This is a genomic window from Kitasatospora sp. NPDC033851 (genome assembly GCF_055576085.1).
In genome coordinates this window covers 175,470-194,510 of record NZ_JBVIRL010000016.1, presented here as the reverse complement: position 1 = coordinate 194,510, position 19,041 = coordinate 175,470, and the positions used below count along the sequence as shown (strand labels likewise).

The following is a 19,041-nucleotide window of genomic DNA, read 5'->3' as shown; positions in this document are numbered from 1 at the left end:
GCACCGATCATGCACCGCCCTGATGGGGCATCATCGTACTGATGTGTTACAGCTCCTGGCGTACCGCGTGCAACAAGTCCCGGGTCCGCGCCGGGTCGAGGCTGTCGGCGACCAGGTCGTCCATGGCGTGCCGGTACTCGGTGACCTCGGCGGGTTTGTCGAGGTAGAGCGCGGTGGTGAACTGCTCGAGGTAGACGACGTCGGAGAGTTCCGGTTCGGCGAAGCCGAGCACGGTGAAGGCGCCGCTCTCGGCCGCCAGTCCGGCGTTGCCGAAGGGCAGTACCTGCAGCCGTACGTTGGGCAGTTCGCCGAGTTCCAGCAGCCGGTCGAGCTGGGCCCGCATCAGTTCGGGTCCGCCCCAGGGGCGGCGCAGTGCGGCTTCGTCCAGTACGGCGACGAGCTGCGGTGCGCGTTCGCCGGTGAGTACGGCCTGGCGCTTGAGGCGTACGTCGACCCGGCGTTCGATCTCCTCGGCCCCGTGGTCGTGGCAGCCGGCGGTGACGACGGCGCGGGCGTAGTCGGCGGTCTGCAGCAGCCCGTGGACGAACTGGACCTCGTAGCTGCGGATCTCGGCGGCGGATTCCTCGAGCCCGAGGTAGTTCTGGAACCAGCCGGGCAGTACGTCGCCGTATTCGTGCCACCAGGAGTTGGCGTTGGCGTCGCGGACCAGTCCGAGGACGGTGGCGCGTTCCTGTTCGGCGTCGACGCCGTAGAGGGTCAGCAGGTCGGCGACGTCGCGTTCCTTGAAGCCGACGCGGCCGAGTTCCATCCGGCTGATCTTGGATTCGGAGGCGCGGATCGAGTACCCGGCTTCCTCCCGGCTGACGCCTCTGGCCTCACGGAGCTTGCGCAGCTGGGTGCCGAGCATGAGGCGTCGTACCGTCGCGCCCCCGCCTGCCTGAGTCGTGCCCATCGAAGTCACCCTCCGCACTCGCGCAGCCCCCCGGCCGTCGGCGGCAGTCTGCCACCTGGCACCGACGAACAACAGCCCGTCCCGGGAGGCTTTCCGGTCCCTGGGAGAAGCCTGTGGTTCCGCTGTGAGCCAACCCTCGGTGTGCGGACGAAAAAACGGCGGCACCCACCGGTTCCCCTGCCCGGCACCCCCCGGAAAACCTCCCGGAAAACGCGACGGCGCCCGCCCTCCAACTGGTCGGGGAAGAGGGCAGGCGCCAGGAGACCGCGTTGGCCCGGCGACGCTGGCGGGGGCAGCGGGTTGAGCTCCCGGCGATGCGGCGCCGGGGGTTCGGGGGCCGGTCGGATCGTCAGACCACCAGGGGGCGGTCCGTGGGCCGGATCGGGGCGGGAAGCGGGGTCTTGCCGCCCAGGTACGTGTCCACCGCGGCAGCGGCCGAACGGCCTTCCGCGATGGCCCAGACGATCAGCGACTGGCCTCGGCCGGCGTCTCCGCAGACGTACACGCCATCGACATTGGTGGCGAACCGGCCGTCGCGGGCAATGTTACCTCGCGCGTCGAGGTCGGCTCCCAGCTGCTCGACCAGCCCGTTCTTGACGTCGGTGCCGGTGAAGCCCATGGCGAGGGTGACGAGCTGCGCGGGGATGGCCCGTTCGGTGCCCGGCACGGGCTCGAACCGGCCGTCCTTGAACTCGACCTCGACGAGGTGCAGTTCCTGGACGTTGCCGTCCTCGTCGCCGGTGAAGTGGGTGGTGTTGACGGAGTAGATCCGCTCGCCGCCCTCCTCGTGGGCGGAGGTGACCTTGTACGTCATGGGCATGGTCGGCCACGGCTGGTGTCCGGGCCGGTCCTCGCCGGGGCGCGGCATGATCTCGAGCTGGGTGACGGAGGCGGCGCCCTGCCGGTGGGCGGTGCCGACGCAGTCCGCGCCGGTGTCGCCGCCGCCGATGACCACGACGTGCTTGCCCTTGGCGCTGACCGGCGATTCGACGAAGTCGCCTTCCTGCACCTTGTTGGCCAGCGGCAGGTACTCCATGGCCTGGTAGACGCCCTTGAGCTCGCGCCCGGGCACCGGCAGGTCGCGGGCGGTGGTGGCGCCGGCCGCGACGACGACGGCGTCGAAGCGCTCGCGCAGCTGCTGCCCGGTGATGTCCTCGCCGACGTGCACGCCGGTGCGGAACCGGGTGCCTTCCGCGCGCATCTGCTCGATGCGGCGGTTGATGTGGCGCTTCTCCATCTTGAACTCGGGGATGCCGTAGCGCAGCAGTCCGCCGATGCGGTCGGCGCGCTCGTACACGACGACGGTGTGCCCGGCGCGGGTGAGCTGCTGGGCGGCGGCGAGGCCGGCCGGGCCGGAGCCGACGACGGCGACGGTCTTGCCGGACAGGCGCTCCGGCACCTGCGGGGTGACGCCGCCGCGGTCCCAGGCCTTGTCGATGATGGTGACCTCGACGTTCTTGATGGTCACCGCGTCCTGGTTGATGCCGAGGACGCACGCGGACTCGCACGGCGCGGGGCAGAGGCGGCCCGTGAACTCCGGGAAGTTGTTGGTGGCGTGCAGCCGCTCGATCGCGCCGACGAAGTCGTCCCGGTAGGCGAGGTCGTTCCACTCGGGGATGAGGTTTCCGAGCGGGCAGCCGTTGTGGCAGAACGGGATGCCGCAGTCCATGCAGCGGCCGGCCTGCTTGGTGATGATCGGCAGGAGGCTGCGCTCGACGTAGACCTCGTTCCAGTCCCGCAGACGGACGTCCACGGGGCGGCGCTCGGCCAGCTGCTTGGGCGTGGTCAGGAAGCCCTTGGGGTCAGCCATGTGCCGCCTCCATCATCTTGCGAGTGGTCTCGGCCTCGGAGAGGCCATCGCGCTCGGCGGCGTCCTTGGCGGCGAGCACTGCCTTGTAGTCGGTCGGCATGATCTTGGAGAAGCGGGAGACTCCGCTGCCCCAGTCGGCCAGGAGTTCGGCGGCGACGGTGGAGCCGGTCTCCTCGTAGTGCTGCTGCACGGTCTCGCGCAGCCAGTCGCGGTCGGCGGCGGTGGGGGCTTCGATGCCCACCATGCCGTCGTTGACGTTGGCGGGGCGCAGGTCCAGGACGTACGCGATGCCGCCGGACATGCCCGCCGCGAGGTTGCGTCCGGTCTCGCCGATGATGACGACCCGGCCGCCGGTCATGTACTCCAGGCCGTGGTCGCCGACGCCTTCGACGACCAGGGTGGCGCCGGAGTTGCGGACGGCGAAGCGCTCGCCGGCCTTGCCGCGCAGGTGGATCCGGCCGCCGGTGGCGCCGTAGCCGATGGTGTTGCCGGCGATGACGTGGTTCTGCGCGTCGGCGCCGATCGCGGCGGCGTCGCGGGCCGGGCGGACGATCACGACGCCGCCCGAGAGGCCCTTGCCGACGTAGTCGTTGGCGTCGCCTTCCAGGCGCAGCGTGACGCCGCGGGGCAGGAAGGCGCCGAAGGACTGTCCGGCGGAGCCGGTGAAGGTGACGTCGATGGTCCCTTCCGGCAGGCCTTCGCCGCGGTACCGCTTGGTCACCTCGTGGCCGAGCATGGTGCCGACGGTGCGGTTGACGTTGCGGATGGGCAGCTGGATGCGGACGGCGTCGCCGCGCTCCAAGGCGTCCTCGGCGAGCGTGATGAGCTGGTTGTCCAGGGCCTTGTCGAGCGCGTGGTCCTGGGTGGTGGTGCAGTGGCGGGCCGCGCCCTCGGGCAGGGCCGGCACGTGGAAGAGCGGGGCCAGGTCGAGCCCGGCGGCCTTCCAGTGGTCGATCGCGGCCTGGGCGTTGATGTGCTCGGCGTGGCCGACGGCTTCCTCGATGGAGCGGAAGCCCAGCGAGGCCAGGATCTCCCGGACCTCCTCGGCGATGAACTCGAAGAAGTTGACGACGAATTCGGGCTTGCCGGAGAACCGGTCGCGCAGCACCGGGTTCTGGGTGGCGACGCCGACCGGGCAGGTGTCCAGGTGGCAGACGCGCATCATGATGCAGCCGGAGACGACGAGCGGGGCGGTCGCGAAGCCGAATTCCTCGGCGCCGAGGAGCGCGGCGATGACGACGTCGCGGCCGGTCTTCAGCTGGCCGTCGGTCTGGACGACGATGCGGTCGCGCAGCCCGTTGAGGAGCAGGGTCTGCTGGGTCTCGGCGAGGCCGAGCTCCCAGGGGCCGCCGGCGTGCTTCAGCGAGGTGAGCGGCGAGGCGCCGGTGCCGCCGTCGTGGCCGGAGACCAGGACCACGTCGGCGTGTGCCTTGGACACGCCGGCCGCGACCGTTCCGACGCCGACCTCGGAGACCAGCTTCACGTGGATGCGGGCCGCCGGGTTGGCGTTCTTGAGGTCGTGGATCAGCTGTGCCAGGTCCTCGATCGAGTAGATGTCGTGGTGCGGCGGCGGCGAGATGAGGCCGACGCCCGGGGTGGAGTGCCGGGTCTTGGCGACCCACGGGTACACCTTGTGGCCGGGCAGCTGGCCGCCCTCGCCGGGCTTGGCGCCCTGGGCCATCTTGATCTGGATGTCGTCCGCGTTGACCAGGTACTCGGAGGTGACGCCGAAGCGGCCGGAGGCGACCTGCTTGATCGCGGAGCGGCGCTCCGGGTCGTACAGGCGCTCCGGGTCCTCGCCGCCCTCGCCGGTGTTGGACTTGCCGCCGAGGCGGTTCATCGCGATGGCCAGCGTCTCGTGCGCCTCCATCGAGATGGAGCCGTAGGACATGGCGCCGGTGGAGAAGCGCTTGACGATCTCGGAGACCGGCTCGACCTCCTCGACCGGGATCGGCTCGCGGTCGAGGCCGTCCAGCTGGAAGAGGCCGCGCAGCGTCATCAGGCGGGAGGACTGCTCGTTCACCCGGTCCGTGTACTGCTTGAAGATGTCGTACCGGCGGTTGCGGGTGGAGTGCTGCAGCCGGAAGACGGTGTCCGGGTCGAACAGGTGCGGCTCGCCCTCGCGGCGCCACTGGTACTCGCCGCCGATCTCCAGGGCGCGGTGCGCGGCCGGGATGCCGGAGGCCGGGTACGCCTTGGCGTGCCGGGCGGCGGTCTCGCGGGCGATCTCGTCCAGGCCGATGCCGCCGAGCTTGGTGGTGGTGCCGGCGAAGTAGCCGTCGACCAGGTCCTGGGAGAGGCCGATGGCCTCGAAGACCTGGGCGCCGCGGTAGGAGCCGACGGTGGAGATGCCCATCTTGGACATGACCTTGAGCACGCCCTTGCCGAGCGCCTTGATCAGGTTCTTGATGGCCTTCTCGGGCTCGACGCCCTCGATGCCCCGCTGATTCAGGAACGTGCCTTGCGCGACGAGGTCCTCGACGGACTCCATGGCCAGGTACGGGTTGACCGCGCCCGCGCCGTAGCCGATCAGCAGCGCGACGTGGTGCACCTCGCGGACGTCGCCGGCCTCGACCAGCAGCGACACCTGGGTGCGCTGCTTGGTGCGGATGAGGTGGTGGTGGATCGCGGAGGTGAGCAGCAGCGAGGGGATCGGGGCGTGCTCGGCGTCGGAGTGCCGGTCGGAGAGCACGATGATCCGGGCGCCGTCGGCGATCGCGGCGTCGGCTTCGGCGGCTATCTCGGCGAGGCGGGAGGCCAAGCCCTCGCCGCCGGTGGCGACCTTGTAGAGGCCGGAGAGCGTGACGGCCTTGAGGCCGGGCTGGTCGCCGTCGGCGTTGATGTGGACGAGCTTGGCCAGCTCGTCGTTGTCGATCACCGGGAAGGTGATGCCGACCGAGCGGCAGGCGGAGGCCTCGGCGGCCAGCAGGTTGCCTTCCGGGCCGAGGTTGGAGAGCAGCGAGGTGACGAGTTCCTCGCGGATGGCGTCCAGCGGCGGGTTGGTGACCTGCGCGAAGAGCTGCACGAAGTAGTCGAACAGCAGGCGCGGCTTCTCGCTCAGCGCGGCGATCGGCGAGTCGGTGCCCATCGAGCCGAGCGCTTCGCCGCCGGTGCGGGCCATCGGCGCGAGGATGACGCGCAGTTCCTCCTCGGTGTAGCCGAAGGTCTGCTGGCGGCGGGTGACGGAGGCGTGGGTGTGGGCGATGTGCTCGCGCTCGGGCAGCTTGGCGAGCTGGATCTGTCCGGCGCCGATCCACTCCTCGTAGGGGTGTTCGGCGGCGAGGGCGGACTTGATCTCCTCGTCCTCGACGATGCGGCCTTCGAGGGTGTCGATCAGGAACATCCGGCCGGGCTGCAGCCGGCCCTTCTTGGTGACCTTCTCCTGGTCGATGTCGAGGACGCCGACCTCGGAGGAGAGGACGACGAGGCCGTCTTCGGTGATCCAGTACCGGGCGGGGCGCAGGCCGTTGCGGTCGAGCACGGCGCCGATCTGGGTGCCGTCGGTGAAGGTGACGCAGGCCGGGCCGTCCCAGGGCTCCATCAGGTTGGAGTGGTACTGGTAGAAGGCGCGGCGGGCCGGGTCCATGGTGGCGTGGTTCTCCCACGCCTCCGGGATCATCATCAGCACCGAGTGCGGCAGCGAGCGGCCGCCGAGGTGGAGCAGCTCCAGGACCTCGTCGAAGGAGGCGGAGTCGGAGTGGTCCGGGGTGCAGACGGGGAAGATCCGCGACAGGTCGCCGGGGATCAGGTCGGTGGCGAGCTGGGACTCGCGGGCGCTCATCCAGTTGCGGTTGCCCTTGACCGTGTTGATCTCGCCGTTGTGGGCGACGAAGCGGTACGGGTGGGCGAGCGGCCAGCTCGGGAAGGTGTTGGTGGAGAACCGCGAGTGCACCAGGCCGAGCGCGGACGCGTAGGTGCGGTCCGACAGGTCGGGGAAGAAGGGTTCCAGCTGGCCGGTGGTCAGCATGCCCTTGTAGACGATGGTGCGCGCGGACAGCGACGGGAAGTAGACCCCGGCCTCGCGCTCGGCCCGCTTGCGGACCACGAAGGCGATCCGGTCCAGCTCGATGCCGGCCCTCTCGCCGTGCGACAGCAGGATCTGGCGGAAGCGCGGCATGACGCTGCGGGCGGTGGCGCCGAGCAGGTCCGGGGTGACCGGGACGTCGCGCCAGCCGAGGACGGTGAGGCCCTCCTCGGCGGCGATGCCCTCGATCCGGGCGACGGCGGCGGCGTCCTCGTCGTCGTTGTCGGGCAGGAAGGCGATGCCGACGGCGTAGGAGCCGGCTGCCGGGAGCTCGAAGTCGACCTTGCCGCGCAGGAAGGCGTCGGGGACCTGGGTCAGGATGCCCGCGCCGTCACCGGAGTCCGGCTCGGCGCCGGTGGCGCCGCGGTGCTCCAGGTTGCGCAGGACGTTCAGCGCCTGCTCGACGATGGTGTGGTCGGCGATGCCGGTCAGCGTGGCGACGAAACCGACGCCACAGGCATCGTGCTCGTTTCGCGGGTCGTACAGGCCCTGAGCAGCAGGTCGCGCATCCGGCACGAGCGCGTACGGCTGGCGGGCGGCGCCGGCCTGGGGCTCGTTGGCGGAGTGCATGGATGCAGGCAGCATCGGCTCTCCCGTCGTCGTCTTTCGGCAAGTTGGTGCAAGTAGGGACGACGTTGGCCCTGATGCGGTGGTGCGGTGTCGTGCAAGTTACATGATGCCCAGGATCCCGAGAAGCGGAATATCCCGTCCACATGGCGGGACGAGCCGCAGGTCAGGGGGTGTGGGAAGAAGGACGCGCCACAGTGCGCGTCCCGACGATTGTGCCCAACCCTCCGCGGCCCGAAACAGGGGCGAAACCGGATCGCCACAGAGGCCGATCATGGCCGCCTGCGAATCCATCCCGGGGGCCCGTCCACGGATGCGAATCCGCGGCGCCGAGGCCCGGATGATGAGACTAGGCCAGGCGCTACGCGACGCCCATGTGTGAAACGTCACGCGCTGCCCAGCATAATCATGCACAGTTCTGGGTCATCCCACATGCCCGCCGATCAACAGGCCGAGCAGGTAGGTCACCCCGGCCGCCGCCCCGCCCAGCACCAGCTGCCGCAGTCCGCTGAACCACCAGCTGCGCGCCGTCACCCGGGCCACCACCGCGCCGCACAGGAACAGTCCGGCCCCCGCCAGCACCAGGGCCGGCAGCAGCGAGGTCGCGCCCAGCAGGTACGGCAGCAGCGGCAGCAGCGCGCCGAGCGCGAAGCACAGGAACGAGGACCCGGCCGCGACCAGCGGCGAGGGCAGGTCGGTGGGGTCGACGCCCAGCTCCTCGCGGGCGTGCACCTCCAGGGCCAGCTCCGGGTCGGCGGACAGCTGCCGGGCCACCTCGTGGGCGAGCTCCGGGTCCACCCCGCGCGAGACGTACAGCTGGGCCAGCTCGGCCAGCTCGCCGTGCGGGTTGCGGCTCAGTTCCAGCCGCTCGGCCTCGATCTCGGCCTGCACCAGCTCCCGCTGCGAGGCCACCGAGGTGTACTCCCCCGCCGCCATCGAGCAGGCACCGGCCGCCAGGCCCGCCAGCCCGGTCAGGATCACCGTGCCGTTGGACACCGCGCCGCCGACCACACCGGTCATCAGCGCGAAGTTGGACACCAGCCCGTCCACCGCGCCGAACACCGCCGGGCGCAGCCAGCCGCCGTTGACGTCCCGGTGGTGACCGGCCGCGGGTATCCGGGGCTGGTGTCCGGCATCGGGCTCCAGGGTGGTCACAGTCATCGTCTCTTCCCCTCCGTCGTCGTTCGTCCGCCTTGAACGTAGCCCGCCTGACCTGGGCATTTCCAGCAAAGTAAGGCTGTCCGAACAGCACTGAGGCCACCCTTCGCAAGCCTCGCGAAGGGTGGCCTCAGCCGGGGGGAAGTCCCAGGTCAGATCGGGTTCTTGGCGTCCTCGCCGGCCTTCTCGGCGATCACGGCAGTCGGCTCGGCGGCCGGCTTTTCGTCCACGGACCGGGACGGCTTCTTCCCGTCCGCGTCCTTCCCGGCCTTGGCGTCGGCCTTCTGCTCGCCCACGGCGCCGGCCTTCCGCTCGGCCTTGGCATCCGACGTGGCGTCCGCCGTGCCGCCCGCCGTGCCGTCGTGGCCCTCCATCTCCAGCTGCGCGCCCGGGTCGATGCTCGCCGGGTCCTCCCGGCCGGGCCGCTTCTTGCCGACGATCACCAGGTACGCCACGGCGCCCAGGAACACCGCGATGGACACCCAGTCGTTCAGGCGCAGGCCGAAGTAGACGTGCGCCTCGTCGATCCGCAGCCACTCGGTCCAGAACCGGCCCACGGTGTACGCGGCCACGTACAGCGCGAAGGCCCGGCCGTGGCCCAGCGTGAACCGGCGGTCCGCCCAGATCACCAGCAGCGCGACGCCGACGCACCAAAGCGACTCGTACAGGAAGGTCGGGTGGTAGACGCCGTCCACGACCGTGCCGTCCGGCAGCACCTTGTGGATCTTCAGGCCCCAGGGCAGCGTGGTCTCGCGGCCGTACAGCTCCTGGTTGAAGTAGTTGCCCCAGCGGCCCATCGCCTGCGCGAGGGCGATGCCCGGTGCGATGGCGTCGGCGTACGCGGGCAGCGGCACGCCCCGGCGGCGGGCGCCGATCCAGGCGCCGACCGCGCCCAGCGCGATCGCGCCCCAGATCCCGAGGCCGCCCTCCCAGATCTTGAGGGCGTCCCAGGGGTTCTTCCCCTCACCGAAGTACAGCCGGCCGCCATCGGTGATCACGTGGTAGAGGCGGCCGCCGACGAGTCCGAACGGCACGGCCCACACGGCGATGTCGCCGACCGTGTGCTTACCACCGCCCCGGGCGACCCAGCGCTTGCTGCCGAGCCAGACGGCGACGACGACACCGAGGATGATGCAGAAGGCGTAGGCGCGCAGCGGGATGGGTCCGAGGTGGAGGACGCCCCGCGACGGGCTGGGAATGTAGGCGATATCCATGGCAGTTCCGACGCTACAGGGTCGACGGCCCCCGTCCGACACCCCCCGGGTCACAGAAACCGAACAACAGCGGCCGCCGCCCCCTCCGGACGGGGAGGGCGCGGCGGCCGGGTGCGGGGGTCAGCCGGCGTTCGGCGACGGGTTGTTGGCCTCCGAGGCGCCGCTGGTCGGCGCCGGGGTCTGCCCGTGCGAGCCCGCCGTGCCCAGTTGCTTGCCCTGGTTGGCGGCGTCCACCCACTTCACCAGGTTCTCCGGGGTGATCTCGTCGTTGCCGTTCTTGGGGTAGATCGGCTGGCCGTTGAGCAGCACGGTCGGGGTGGACTTGTAGCTGGACTTGTCGAAGTCCTGCTGTACCGAGGACACCCACCCGCCGTACTTGTTGTCGTTGACGCAGGCCTGGAACTCAGGCGTGTCCAGCCCGTTGACCTGCTTGGCCAGGTTCAGCAGGACGGCCTTGTTGCCGAAGGCGTCGCTGGTCTCGTCCGGCTGGTTGCGGTACAGCACGTCGTGGTAGTCCCGGAAGTGCCCGGCGTCCTGGGCACAGGCGAGCGCGTTGGCGCCGGCCTTGGAGCCCTTGCCCGGCACGGCCCGGTCGATGAACGACACGATGTGGTAGTTGGTGTAGACCTTGCCGGCGTCCTCGAGCTGGTCGACGGTCGCCGAGAACTCCCGCTCGAAGGCGCCGCAGGCGGGGCAGCGCGGGTCCTCGTAGACGGTGAGGACGGCGGGCGCGTTGCCCGCGCCGACCGGGATGACGAGGTTCTTGTCGCCGATGGTCCCGGCCGGGGCGGCGGTCGGGGTCTCCGGCTTGGAGCGCTCGTTCTGCACCACGACGCCGGCGATCACGGCGGCGGCGATCACCGCGAGCACGGCGCCGCCCACGATCAGCTTCTTCTTGCGCCGGGAGGAGGCCTCGTCGGCCGCCCGCTGCTCCAGCATCCGCTCGCGGGCGGTGCGCTTGCCTTCTCGGTTCTTCTCGCTCATTGCCTTGACATCCACGGTCGGGGAGCCTTCGTCGGGTGCAGGGGTGGGGGTGCGGGGTGGGGGTGCAGCGGTGGGGGGTCCGGTGGGGCCGGAGGGTCAGCTCGCCAGCCAGCCGTCCACCGAGAACCGGGTACGGGGCCGCCACAGCAGCCACCCGGCCAGCAGGAGGAACCCGGTGTCGCGCAGGATCTCCTGTAGGTACGCCGTCTGGGATTCGTCGACGTGCCCGCCGCCGCCGAAGCAGCCGCAGTCGATCGAGATGCCGCGCGCCCAGGCGGAGGAGATCCCGGCGATGAAGACGAGCAGCAGCAGCGCGGAGACCCCGGCGACCAGCCGGACGCCGAGCCCGATCACCAGCAGCAGCGCGAGCGCCAGCTCCAGGAAGGGCAGGCCGTAGCCGATCGGCTTGACCAGACTCTCGGGCAGGATCTCGTAGGCGCGCACGGCCTGGGCGGCCTCCGCCGGGTCGGCGATCTTGGCCAGTCCGGCCCAGCCCCAGACCACCGCGAGGCCGAGCCGTGCGGCCGTGCCCAGCCAGTCGCTCCAGGCCGGCACCGGCCGACGCGCCGACGGCGTGGGTGCCGGGTCACCGGACTGTGCTGCCGGGCCGGCCATCAGGGAACCCCCCTCGGGAAACTCGTTCACTTCCTGATGAACCGTAAGGGATGAAGGGGGGTTCCTCCGTATTCAGGAATTAAGCCCTATGGGTGACGTTAGATGACGGTCTGTCCGAATCCGGCGAACACCCGTACGTCAGCGGCACCCCGGCATCCGCCCCGGGTCGAACAGGTCCGGACGCCCCTCGTGCTGCGTGCGGCCGGCCCGCTCGGCGGCGTCCCAGCGGGCCGCCTCGGCACACGCGACCGCCTCCCGCTCCGCCCGCTCGGCACCCCGCTTGGCCAGCGCCTGCCCCACCTCGGTGTGCGCCCCGACGGCGGCGCCGAGAGCCAGTGCGGCCGCCGCCGCCCGCAGCAGAACGGCCCGATGAAAACCCCGCACCGGCTCACCCCTTCGCTCGCTCCGCTGCCTCCGTGCACTCGTCCCTCCACTCAACGCCCGTCAACCCCCGCTGATGCGTGTCGCCGCCGCTGTTCACTCGTTCGGGGCCACCCCGAAGTCGACGCGCCCGGCGCCGACCCGTCCCGACCCGCGCCGCGCCGCGCCGTCCCGCCCTCAGCCGACGGCCCCCGCCTCGACCCGTCCCGCCCGACGCCGACAGCCCCGACGCCGACGGCCCGCCACTCCCCGGGGAGTGGCGGGCCGTCGATCGACCGTTCCGACCGAGTGTCAGCGCCTCCGCACGCCCGCCGCCAGTTCCCCGGCCAGCGCGCGCACGGCGTCCAGTGCCGCCGCCTCGTCGTCGCCCGCTTCGAGGATCCGCTTCACGAACGCCGAACCGACGATCACGCCGTCCGCGAACCGCGCGACCTCCGCCGCTTGCCCGGCGTCGGAGACCCCGAGCCCGACGCAGACCGGCAGGTCCGTGGTGGCCCGGGTGCGCGCGACCAGGTCCTCGGCCAGCGACCCGACCGCCGACCGGGTGCCGGTCACGCCCATCACCGCGGCCGCGTACACGAACCCGCTGCCCGCCGCGGTGACCTCGGCCAGCCGCGCGTCCTTGCTGCTGGGGGCGACCACGAACACGGTGTCCAGCCCGTGCTCGTCCGCCGCCTTGCGCCACTCCTGCGACTCCTCCACCGGCAGGTCCGGCAGGATGCAGCCGGCCCCGCCCGCGGCCGCCAGGTCGGCGGCGAAGCGCGCCACGCCGTAGCGGTCGACCGGGTTCCAGTACGTCATGACCAGCACCGCCGCCTCGGGGTGCGCGGACGCGACCTCCCGGACGGTGCGCAGCACGTCCTTGATCCGCACGCCGCCGCGCAGCGCGATGTCGTCGGCGGTCTGGATGACGGCGCCGTCCAGCACCGGGTCGGAGTGCGGCAGGCCGACCTCGACCACGTCGCAGCCGCCCTCCAGCAGCGCGTTGACCGCCCGGATGCCGCCGTCGACGGTCGGGAAGCCGGCCGGCAGGTAGCCGATCAGCGCGGCGCGCCCCTCGGCCCTGGCGGCCGCCAGGGCGTCACTCAGCTTCGTAGCCATGATCACTTACCCCCCTGGGCGGAACCGGCGCCGCCGGCGGTACCGGCGCCCGGCTCGTCGTACAGGCCGAAGTACTCGGCGGCGGTGTGCATGTCCTTGTCGCCGCGCCCGGAGAGGGAGACCAGGATGGTGGCCTCCGGCCCGAGTTCGCGGCCGAGCTCCAGGGCCCCGGCGAGCGCGTGGGCGCTCTCGATGGCCGGGATGATGCCCTCGGTGCGGGACAGCAGCCGCAGTGCCTGCATCGCGGCGTCGTCGGTGACCGGGCGGTACTCGGCCCGTCCGGTGTCCTTCAGCCAGGCGTGCTCCGGGCCGACGCCCGGGTAGTCCAGGCCGGCCGAGATCGAGTGCGACTCGATGGTCTGGCCGTCCTCGTCCTGCAGGACGTAAGTGCGGGAGCCGTGCAGCACGCCCGGGTCGCCCTTGGTGAGGGTGGCGGCGTGCCGGGGGGTCTCGGCGCCCTCGCCGGCCGCCTCGCAGCCGATCAGGCGCACGCCGGCGTCCGGGATGAACTCGTGGAAGATGCCCATCGCGTTGGAGCCGCCGCCGACGCAGGCGACCACGGCGTCGGGCAGCCGCCCGGTCCGGTCGAGCACCTGCTGCCGCGCCTCGACGCCGATGACCCGGTGGAAGTCGCGGACCATCATCGGGAACGGGTGCGGCCCGGCGACGGTGCCGAACAGGTAGTGGGTGGAGTCCACGTTGGCGACCCAGTCGCGGAACGCCTCGTTGATGGCGTCCTTCAGCGTGCGGCTGCCGGACGTGACGGCCACCACCTCGGCGCCGAGCATCCGCATCCGGGCGACGTTCAGCGCCTGGCGCTGGGTGTCGACCTCGCCCATGTAGATGGTGCAGTCGAAGCCGAACAGCGCGCAGGCGGTGGCGGTGGCCACGCCGTGCTGGCCGGCGCCGGTCTCGGCGATGATCCGGGTCTTGCCCATCCGCTTGGTGAGCAGGGCCTGGCCCAGCACGTTGTTGATCTTGTGCGAGCCGGTGTGGTTGAGGTCCTCGCGCTTGAGCAGGACGCGCGCGCCGCCCGCCTCGGCGGAGAAGCGGTGCACGTCGGTCAGCGGGCTCGGGCGCCCGGTGTAGTCCTTGAGCAGCGCGTCGAGCTCGGCGGTGAAGGCCGGGTCGGTCTTGGCCTTCTCGTACTCCTCGGCGACCTGCTCGACCGCGGCGACCAGCGCCTCGGGGATGAAGCGGCCGCCGTACGCGCCGAAGTATCCGCGCGCGTCCGGCACCTGGGCACCGGGCAGGTAGTCCTTCTCGGACATGTGGTTTCCCTTGGGGAGTTGGACGACAGTGACGTCTGATCGGCTGGGGTCAGCCGCGCGTCACGCGCCATCGTCGTCCCGGTACCTGGCCGGGCTCGCAGCCGATCACGTACCGCACCCGACGCCCCAGCACCCGGCGTGCGGGCGCGCGGCAGCCGCGCGGGCGGCAGCCGGGGGCGAGTCGGGTGGCGATCTTCATCGGGCTGTGTCAGTCCTTGTGCCGGACGGCGGGGTGGGCCCCGGCGGCGACCAGGTCGGCGACCGCGGCACGCGGGTCCTTGCCGGTCACCAGGGACTCGCCGACCAGCACCGCGTCGGCGCCCAGGTTGGCGTAGTTGATCACGTCCAGCGGGCCGCGCACCCCGGACTCGGCGATCTTGACAATGTGGTCCGGAATGGCGTGGACCACGTTCCCGAAGGTGTTGCGGTCCACCTCGAGGGTCTTCAGGTTGCGGGCGTTGACGCCGATGATCCGCGCCCCGGCGTCCACCGCGCGCCCGATCTCCTCCTCGTCGTGCACCTCGACCAGCGGGGTGAGACCGATCGACTCGGCGCGCTCGATCAGCGACACCAGGGCCGACTGGTCGAGGGCCGCGACGATCAGCAGCGCGAGGTCGGCGCCGTGCGCGCGGGCCTCCCACAGCTGGTACGCGGTGACGATGAAGTCCTTGCGCAGCAGCGGGGTGTCCACCGCGGCGCGGACGGCGTCCAGGTCGGCCAGCGAACCGCCGAAGCGGCGCTGCTCCGTCAGCACGCTGATCGCGGCGGCACCGCCGGCCGCGTAGTCGCGCGCCAGGGCGGCCGGATCGGCGATCGAGGCCAGAGCGCCCTTGGAGGGGCTGGAGCGCTTCACCTCGCAGATCACCCGGACCCCGTCGCCCTTGAGGGCGGCGACGCCGTCCTTGGCCTCCGGGGCCTTGGCGGCGCGTTCCTTCAGCTCGTCCAGGGAGACCCGGGCCTGCCGCTCGGCGAGGTCCTCGCGGACCCCTTCGATGATCGAGTCGAGCACACTCACGCAGGAGCCCCCATCTTTATCTGCCAGTCGGTTCTGCCGGTCGGCCGGCAGAACCGCGCGGGCGGCAACCCGCCGGCTCTTCGATGGTATCGGCACCCGGGGGCGCGGGGCGCATCAGCCCGGCACACGTCTCGCGGACCGGACGCCCGCTCCGGCCGCCCTCAACTGCGACTTCACCGCTTCTCCACCCCCGACCGGGCCGTTCGCGCCGCTCAGACCAGTGGCGGCGCCAAACCCGCTCCGACCGGCGAGTTTCGCACCACGGTAAACACCAGCACGAGCAGCGCGATCAGCGCCCAGCGCCGGCCCCCGACGGTGACCCTCGGCAGCGGCCCACCGGTCAGCGCGGCCCAGGCCCAACGCAGCCAGAGCACCCCCAGCACGCCCAACAGCAGGACGGCGGCGGCGTTGTCGTGCAGCGCGCCGGTGAAGTCCCCGTGGGTCAGCGCGTGGACGCAGCGCAGCCCCCCGCAGCCGGGGCACCACCAGCCGGTGGCGGTCAGGAACGGGCAGTCCGGGTAGTGCCCGGGGCTGTTCGGGTCCACCACGGCGACGTACACGGTCGGGACGGCCACCGCCGCCAGCGCGGTCAGCGGCGGACCCAGCCGGCGCAGCACGGGCGACGGGGCGGAGGCGGTGGGGGCGGCGTTCACGCCCCGATTCTGCCCGCGCCCGGGCCCGGAGACGACGAAACGGCGGGCGCGGCGCGCCCGCCGTTCGGTTGTGCGAAAGGCGTGTCCTACGAAGGCCTTCCCGTACGTCGTACGGAAACCGTCCCGGAGGCAGCCGTTCCGTACGGGGGCCGGTCGTCAGGCGGCGGCGACGGCGACGGCGGGGTGGGGCTGGCGGGCCGCGCGGGCCTCGCTCTGCTCCTCGACCGACTTGTAGACGTTGGTGCTCGGCTGCTTGCCCATGCCCGCCATCGACATGGCCTTGCCGACCACGCCACCGGCCAGGGCGACCGCCAGGCCGGCCCAGACGAGCAGCACCGACGGCAGGATCATCGCGACACCCGCGATGCCGAAACCGACGAAGGTGATGACGACGCCGGTCCAGGCGGCGGGGTTGTGGCCGTGCGCTGCTGCTGCCATCTGCGTGGTGCTCCTTGGCTCTCGGGGCCCGACCGGGCCTGCGGGGCCGTCGGCGGGTGGACGGGTTCCATTGTGCCGGGCCACACACCGGGCCCCCAAAGCGGGTGCCGCGTCTATCGCGTCACATGCGCGCTTCGGGCGGGTACGGGGCCCGACGGGGCGGCCGAGCGCCCCTCGGAGGGCCGTGGGGCCTCAGAGGGCCGTGGGGTCCTCGCCGCGGTCCAGCGCCTTCCACAGGTCGCCGGGCGTCTCGGCCCTGGCCGGGGCCTTGCGGGTCGGCGCCTCGTAGCGGCTGCCCATGGCGGGCCAGCGGCGGCCGTAGCGCAGGGTGAGCAGTCCGGCGAGGGCCAGCAGCACGCCGCCGACCAACGCGACCCAGGGCCAGCCGGTGTGCGCGACCTCGGTGGCCGCCGAGCCGGTCAGGCCGAGCTTGCGGGCGGCCTCGGCGTCCAGCGCGGCGGTGTCGCCCGCCCCGGCGACCGACGCGGCGGCCGCGCCGATCCCGGCGAGCAGGGTCAGCGCGCCGACCGCCAGCCGTCCGGCGCCGCGCACCGCGAACACCGCGACGGCCGCGGCGAGGCCCACCAGGGCCAGCCCGCCGGGCAGTTCGGAGATGTTGCCGCCGGTGACGGAGACGTCCAGGGTGCCGGCCCGGCCCTGGGCCCAGGTCCGCCCGGCCGCGGTCAGCACCAGCACGGCGCTCAGCACGGTGAGCAGCAGCATCACGCCGAGCGTGCGGCGGCCTGCGGCGGCGGTGGGGGCGGGGGTCTGGTCAGCGCTCACCCGTCCACTATCCCCCGACCGACACCTCAGTCCGTACCCGGGGTGGGGAACGGGCCCGGGAAGACGTCCGTCCGCAGCACCACCGTCCGCCCGCCCAGCGGCAGGAACAGGTCGTTGCCGAACGGCACCCGCTCGGCCTCCCGGTACACCCCTTCGGGCGACGGCGCGGTGTGCACGGTGCAGACCGCCGCCGCCGGGTCGACCACCACGTACAGCGGCACGCCGCTGCGCGCGTACGCCCGCCCGGCCTCCGACAGACCGGGCCGGGCCACCTCCAGCACCGCCTCGACCCCGGCCGCGCCGAACCGGCCCCGCTCGCCCCGCACCGCGTCGCGGGCGAGCACGGCGACGTCCGGGGCGAGCACCGCCACCTCGTCGGGAGCCAGGCCGCCGGGCGCCGCCGGGAAGTCGACCGCCACACCGGACAGCACCCGGCCGTGGCCCGCCGGCTGCTCGCCGAGCTGCCCGGCCGTGCCCAGCACGACCTCCCAGCGCAGCTCGTCGTACGGCACCTCGGGCACCCCGGCCGCCTCCCTCACGCCTCAGGACAGTTCCGGTCAGGACAGCTCCGGTCAGGACAGCTCCGGTCAGGACAGTTCCGGCCTCCGCAGCGTATTGGCGGTGGCGACGGCCCGCAGCACGGCGGCCGCCTTGTTGCGGCACTCGGTGTCCTCGCCGTACGGGTCCGAGTCGGCGACCACGCCCGCCCCGGCCTGCACGTACGCCGTGCCGTCGCGCAGCACCGCGGTCCGGATCGCGATCGCGGTGTCGGAGTCCCCGGCGAAGTCCAGGTAGCCGACGCAACCGCCGTACAGGCCGCGGCGGGTGGGCTCCAGCTCCTCGATGATCCGCATCGCCCGCGGCTTGGGCGCGCCGGAGAGGGTGCCCGCCGGGAAGCAGGCGGTCAGCACGTCGAAGGCGGTCCGCCCGGGCGCGACCTTGCCGGTGACGGTGGAGACGATGTGCATCACGTGGCTGTACCGCTCGATCTGCATGAAGTCGACCACCTCGACGCTGCCCGGCTCGCAGACCCGCCCGAGGTCGTTGCGGCCGAGGTCCACCAGCATCAGGTGCTCGGCCCGCTCCTTGGGGTCGGCGAGCAGCTCGGCGGCCAGCCCCGCGTCCTCGTGCGGGGTGGCGCCGCGGTGCCGGGTGCCCGCGATCGGGTGCAGCATCGCCTCGCCCCGGGTGACCTTGACCAGCGCCTCCGGGCTGGAGCCGACCACGTCGAAGCCGCCCTCGGCGGTGCCGTCCGGGCCCGGGAAGCGGAACAGGTACATGTACGGGCTGGGGTTGGTGGTGCGCAGCACCCGGTAAACGTCCAGCGCGGAGGCCGGGCAGGGCGCCTCGAAGCGCTGCGACGGCACCACCTGGAAGGCCTCGCCGGCCCGGATCCGCTCCTTGATCTCGTCCACCGCCGCCCGGTACGGCTCGCCGCCGAACGGCGAGTGCACCTCGCCGGGGCCGGCCGGGGTGAAGGTGGCCAGGCCTGGGTCGACCGGCTTGAACAGGTCGGCCTCCATCACGTCCAGCCGGCCCACCGCGTCCGCGTAGGCCTCGTCCACGCCGGTGGCCAGGTCGTTGTGGTTGACGGCGTTGGCGATCAACAGCACCGTGCCGTCGGCGTGGTCGAGCACCGCCAGGTCGGTGGCCAGCAGCATGGTCAGCTCGGGGAGCTTGAGGTCGTCCGGGTTGAGGTCGGGCAGCTTCTCCAGCCGGCGGACGATGTCGTAGCCGAGGTAGCCGACCAGGCCGCCGGTGAGCGGGGGCAGGCCGTCGTCGGCGTGCCGCGGGGTGTGCAGCGCCTCCAGCGCGGCGCGCAGCACCTGCAGCGGGTCGCCGGTGGTGGGGATGCCGACCGGCGGGGTGCCGAGCCAGCGGGCGTTGCCGTCCTGGTCGACGGTCAGCGTGGCGGCGCCGCGCACGCCGACGAAGGAGTAGCGCGACCAGCTGCGGCCCTGCTCCGCGGACTCCAGCAGGAAGGTGCCGGGCCGCTCCCCGGCGAGGCTGCGGTAGAGGCCGATCGGAGTGAGGCCGTCCGCGAGGAGCCTGCGGGTGACCGGGATGACCCGGGTGTCGACGGCGAGCTTGCGGAAGGCTTCGAGGTCCATGCG

General features: G+C 72.3%; 17 protein-coding genes. All 17 read right to left on the bottom strand.

The window, feature by feature from the left end; all coding sequences use genetic code 11:
• Positions 1-46: 46 nt before the first annotated feature.
• On the bottom strand, positions 47-913 hold the full coding sequence (locus tag ACZ51D_RS27910; protein ID WP_465663789.1) for a helix-turn-helix domain-containing protein: 867 nt from the start codon (positions 911-913) through the stop codon (positions 47-49).
• A gap of 349 nt (positions 914-1,262) precedes the next feature.
• The gene (locus ACZ51D_RS27905; protein ID WP_465618348.1) at positions 1,263-2,723 is read right to left on the bottom strand and encodes a glutamate synthase subunit beta; all 1,461 of its coding nucleotides are present in this window, start codon (positions 2,721-2,723) and stop codon (positions 1,263-1,265) included.
• On the bottom strand, positions 2,716-7,317 hold the full coding sequence (gene gltB / locus ACZ51D_RS27900; protein WP_465663799.1) for a glutamate synthase large subunit: 4,602 nt from the start codon (positions 7,315-7,317) through the stop codon (positions 2,716-2,718). Before gltB ends, ACZ51D_RS27905 begins: the two co-directional genes overlap by 8 nt.
• Positions 7,318-7,737: 420 nt before the next feature.
• Positions 7,738-8,475 carry a VIT1/CCC1 transporter family protein gene (locus ACZ51D_RS27895; protein ID WP_465618346.1) on the bottom strand — a complete coding sequence of 246 codons (738 nt, stop codon included), beginning with the start codon at positions 8,473-8,475 and terminating at the stop codon, positions 7,738-7,740.
• Positions 8,476-8,624: 149 nt separating this feature from the next.
• Positions 8,625-9,686, bottom strand: coding sequence for a prolipoprotein diacylglyceryl transferase (gene lgt, locus ACZ51D_RS27890; RefSeq protein ID WP_465618344.1), 1,062 nt, complete (start codon positions 9,684-9,686; stop codon positions 8,625-8,627).
• Between the two features lie 120 nt (positions 9,687-9,806).
• Complete coding sequence (locus ACZ51D_RS27885) at positions 9,807-10,670, bottom strand: DsbA family protein (protein WP_465618342.1); 864 nt, start codon at positions 10,668-10,670, stop codon at positions 9,807-9,809.
• Between the two features lie 96 nt (positions 10,671-10,766).
• On the bottom strand, positions 10,767-11,315 hold the full coding sequence (locus ACZ51D_RS27880) for a MauE/DoxX family redox-associated membrane protein (protein ID WP_465663788.1): 549 nt from the start codon (positions 11,313-11,315) through the stop codon (positions 10,767-10,769).
• Between the two features lie 108 nt (positions 11,316-11,423).
• Complete coding sequence (locus ACZ51D_RS27875) at positions 11,424-11,669, bottom strand: hypothetical protein (protein ID WP_360509887.1); 246 nt, start codon at positions 11,667-11,669, stop codon at positions 11,424-11,426.
• Positions 11,670-11,957: 288 nt separating this feature from the next.
• Positions 11,958-12,767 carry a tryptophan synthase subunit alpha gene (gene trpA / locus ACZ51D_RS27870; RefSeq protein WP_465663787.1) on the bottom strand — a complete coding sequence of 270 codons (810 nt, stop codon included), beginning with the start codon at positions 12,765-12,767 and terminating at the stop codon, positions 11,958-11,960.
• 2 nt (positions 12,768-12,769) lie between these two features.
• Complete coding sequence (gene trpB, locus ACZ51D_RS27865) at positions 12,770-14,038, bottom strand: tryptophan synthase subunit beta (RefSeq protein ID WP_360510003.1); 1,269 nt, start codon at positions 14,036-14,038, stop codon at positions 12,770-12,772.
• 49 nt (positions 14,039-14,087) lie between these two features.
• Positions 14,088-14,237, bottom strand: a complete 150-nt coding sequence (trpM, locus tag ACZ51D_RS27860; RefSeq protein ID WP_373560517.1) for a tryptophan biosynthesis modulator TrpM — start codon at positions 14,235-14,237, stop codon at positions 14,088-14,090.
• A 9-nt stretch (positions 14,238-14,246) separates the two neighbouring features.
• Entirely contained in the window at positions 14,247-15,053 is an 807-nt protein-coding gene (trpC, locus tag ACZ51D_RS27855; RefSeq protein ID WP_360510004.1) for an indole-3-glycerol phosphate synthase TrpC, read from the bottom strand.
• Between the two features lie 212 nt (positions 15,054-15,265).
• Positions 15,266-15,706 (bottom strand): DUF2752 domain-containing protein, encoded by a 441-nt coding sequence (locus ACZ51D_RS27850; protein WP_360510005.1) that lies wholly within the window; start codon positions 15,704-15,706, stop codon positions 15,266-15,268.
• 156 nt (positions 15,707-15,862) lie between these two features.
• Complete coding sequence (locus ACZ51D_RS27845; RefSeq protein ID WP_465618334.1) at positions 15,863-16,144, bottom strand: HGxxPAAW family protein; 282 nt, start codon at positions 16,142-16,144, stop codon at positions 15,863-15,865.
• A gap of 192 nt (positions 16,145-16,336) precedes the next feature.
• Positions 16,337-16,927: a TIGR02234 family membrane protein gene (locus ACZ51D_RS27840; protein WP_360510007.1), complete on the bottom strand. Its 591-nt coding sequence runs from the start codon at positions 16,925-16,927 to the stop codon at positions 16,337-16,339.
• Between the two features lie 26 nt (positions 16,928-16,953).
• Positions 16,954-17,448 (bottom strand): Uma2 family endonuclease, encoded by a 495-nt coding sequence (locus ACZ51D_RS27835; RefSeq protein ID WP_465618332.1) that lies wholly within the window; start codon positions 17,446-17,448, stop codon positions 16,954-16,956.
• Between the two features lie 66 nt (positions 17,449-17,514).
• On the bottom strand, positions 17,515-19,038 hold the full coding sequence (locus ACZ51D_RS27830; protein ID WP_465618330.1) for an anthranilate synthase component I: 1,524 nt from the start codon (positions 19,036-19,038) through the stop codon (positions 17,515-17,517).
• Positions 19,039-19,041: the final 3 nt, after the last annotated feature.

What these genes read in the sequence shown, in the direction of transcription:
- ACZ51D_RS27895 (WP_465618346.1), bottom strand. Translation starts at nt 8,475, where the DNA reads ATGACTGTGACCACCCTGGAGCCCGATGCCGGACACCAGCCCCGGATA.
- lgt (WP_465618344.1), bottom strand. Translation starts at nt 9,686, where the DNA reads ATGGATATCGCCTACATTCCCAGCCCGTCGCGGGGCGTCCTCCACCTC.
- ACZ51D_RS27845 (WP_465618334.1), bottom strand. Translation starts at nt 16,144, where the DNA reads ATGGCAGCAGCAGCGCACGGCCACAACCCCGCCGCCTGGACCGGCGTC.
- trpM (WP_373560517.1), bottom strand. Translation starts at nt 14,237, where the DNA reads ATGAAGATCGCCACCCGACTCGCCCCCGGCTGCCGCCCGCGCGGCTGC.
- ACZ51D_RS27830 (WP_465618330.1), bottom strand. Translation starts at nt 19,038, where the DNA reads ATGGACCTCGAAGCCTTCCGCAAGCTCGCCGTCGACACCCGGGTCATC.
- trpB (WP_360510003.1), bottom strand. Translation starts at nt 14,038, where the DNA reads ATGTCCGAGAAGGACTACCTGCCCGGTGCCCAGGTGCCGGACGCGCGC.
- ACZ51D_RS27905 (WP_465618348.1), bottom strand. Translation starts at nt 2,723, where the DNA reads ATGGCTGACCCCAAGGGCTTCCTGACCACGCCCAAGCAGCTGGCCGAG.
- ACZ51D_RS27910 (WP_465663789.1), bottom strand. Translation starts at nt 913, where the DNA reads ATGGGCACGACTCAGGCAGGCGGGGGCGCGACGGTACGACGCCTCATG.
- gltB (WP_465663799.1), bottom strand. Translation starts at nt 7,317, where the DNA reads ATGCACTCCGCCAACGAGCCCCAGGCCGGCGCCGCCCGCCAGCCGTAC.
- ACZ51D_RS27885 (WP_465618342.1), bottom strand. Translation starts at nt 10,670, where the DNA reads ATGAGCGAGAAGAACCGAGAAGGCAAGCGCACCGCCCGCGAGCGGATG.
- trpA (WP_465663787.1), bottom strand. Translation starts at nt 12,767, where the DNA reads ATGGCTACGAAGCTGAGTGACGCCCTGGCGGCCGCCAGGGCCGAGGGG.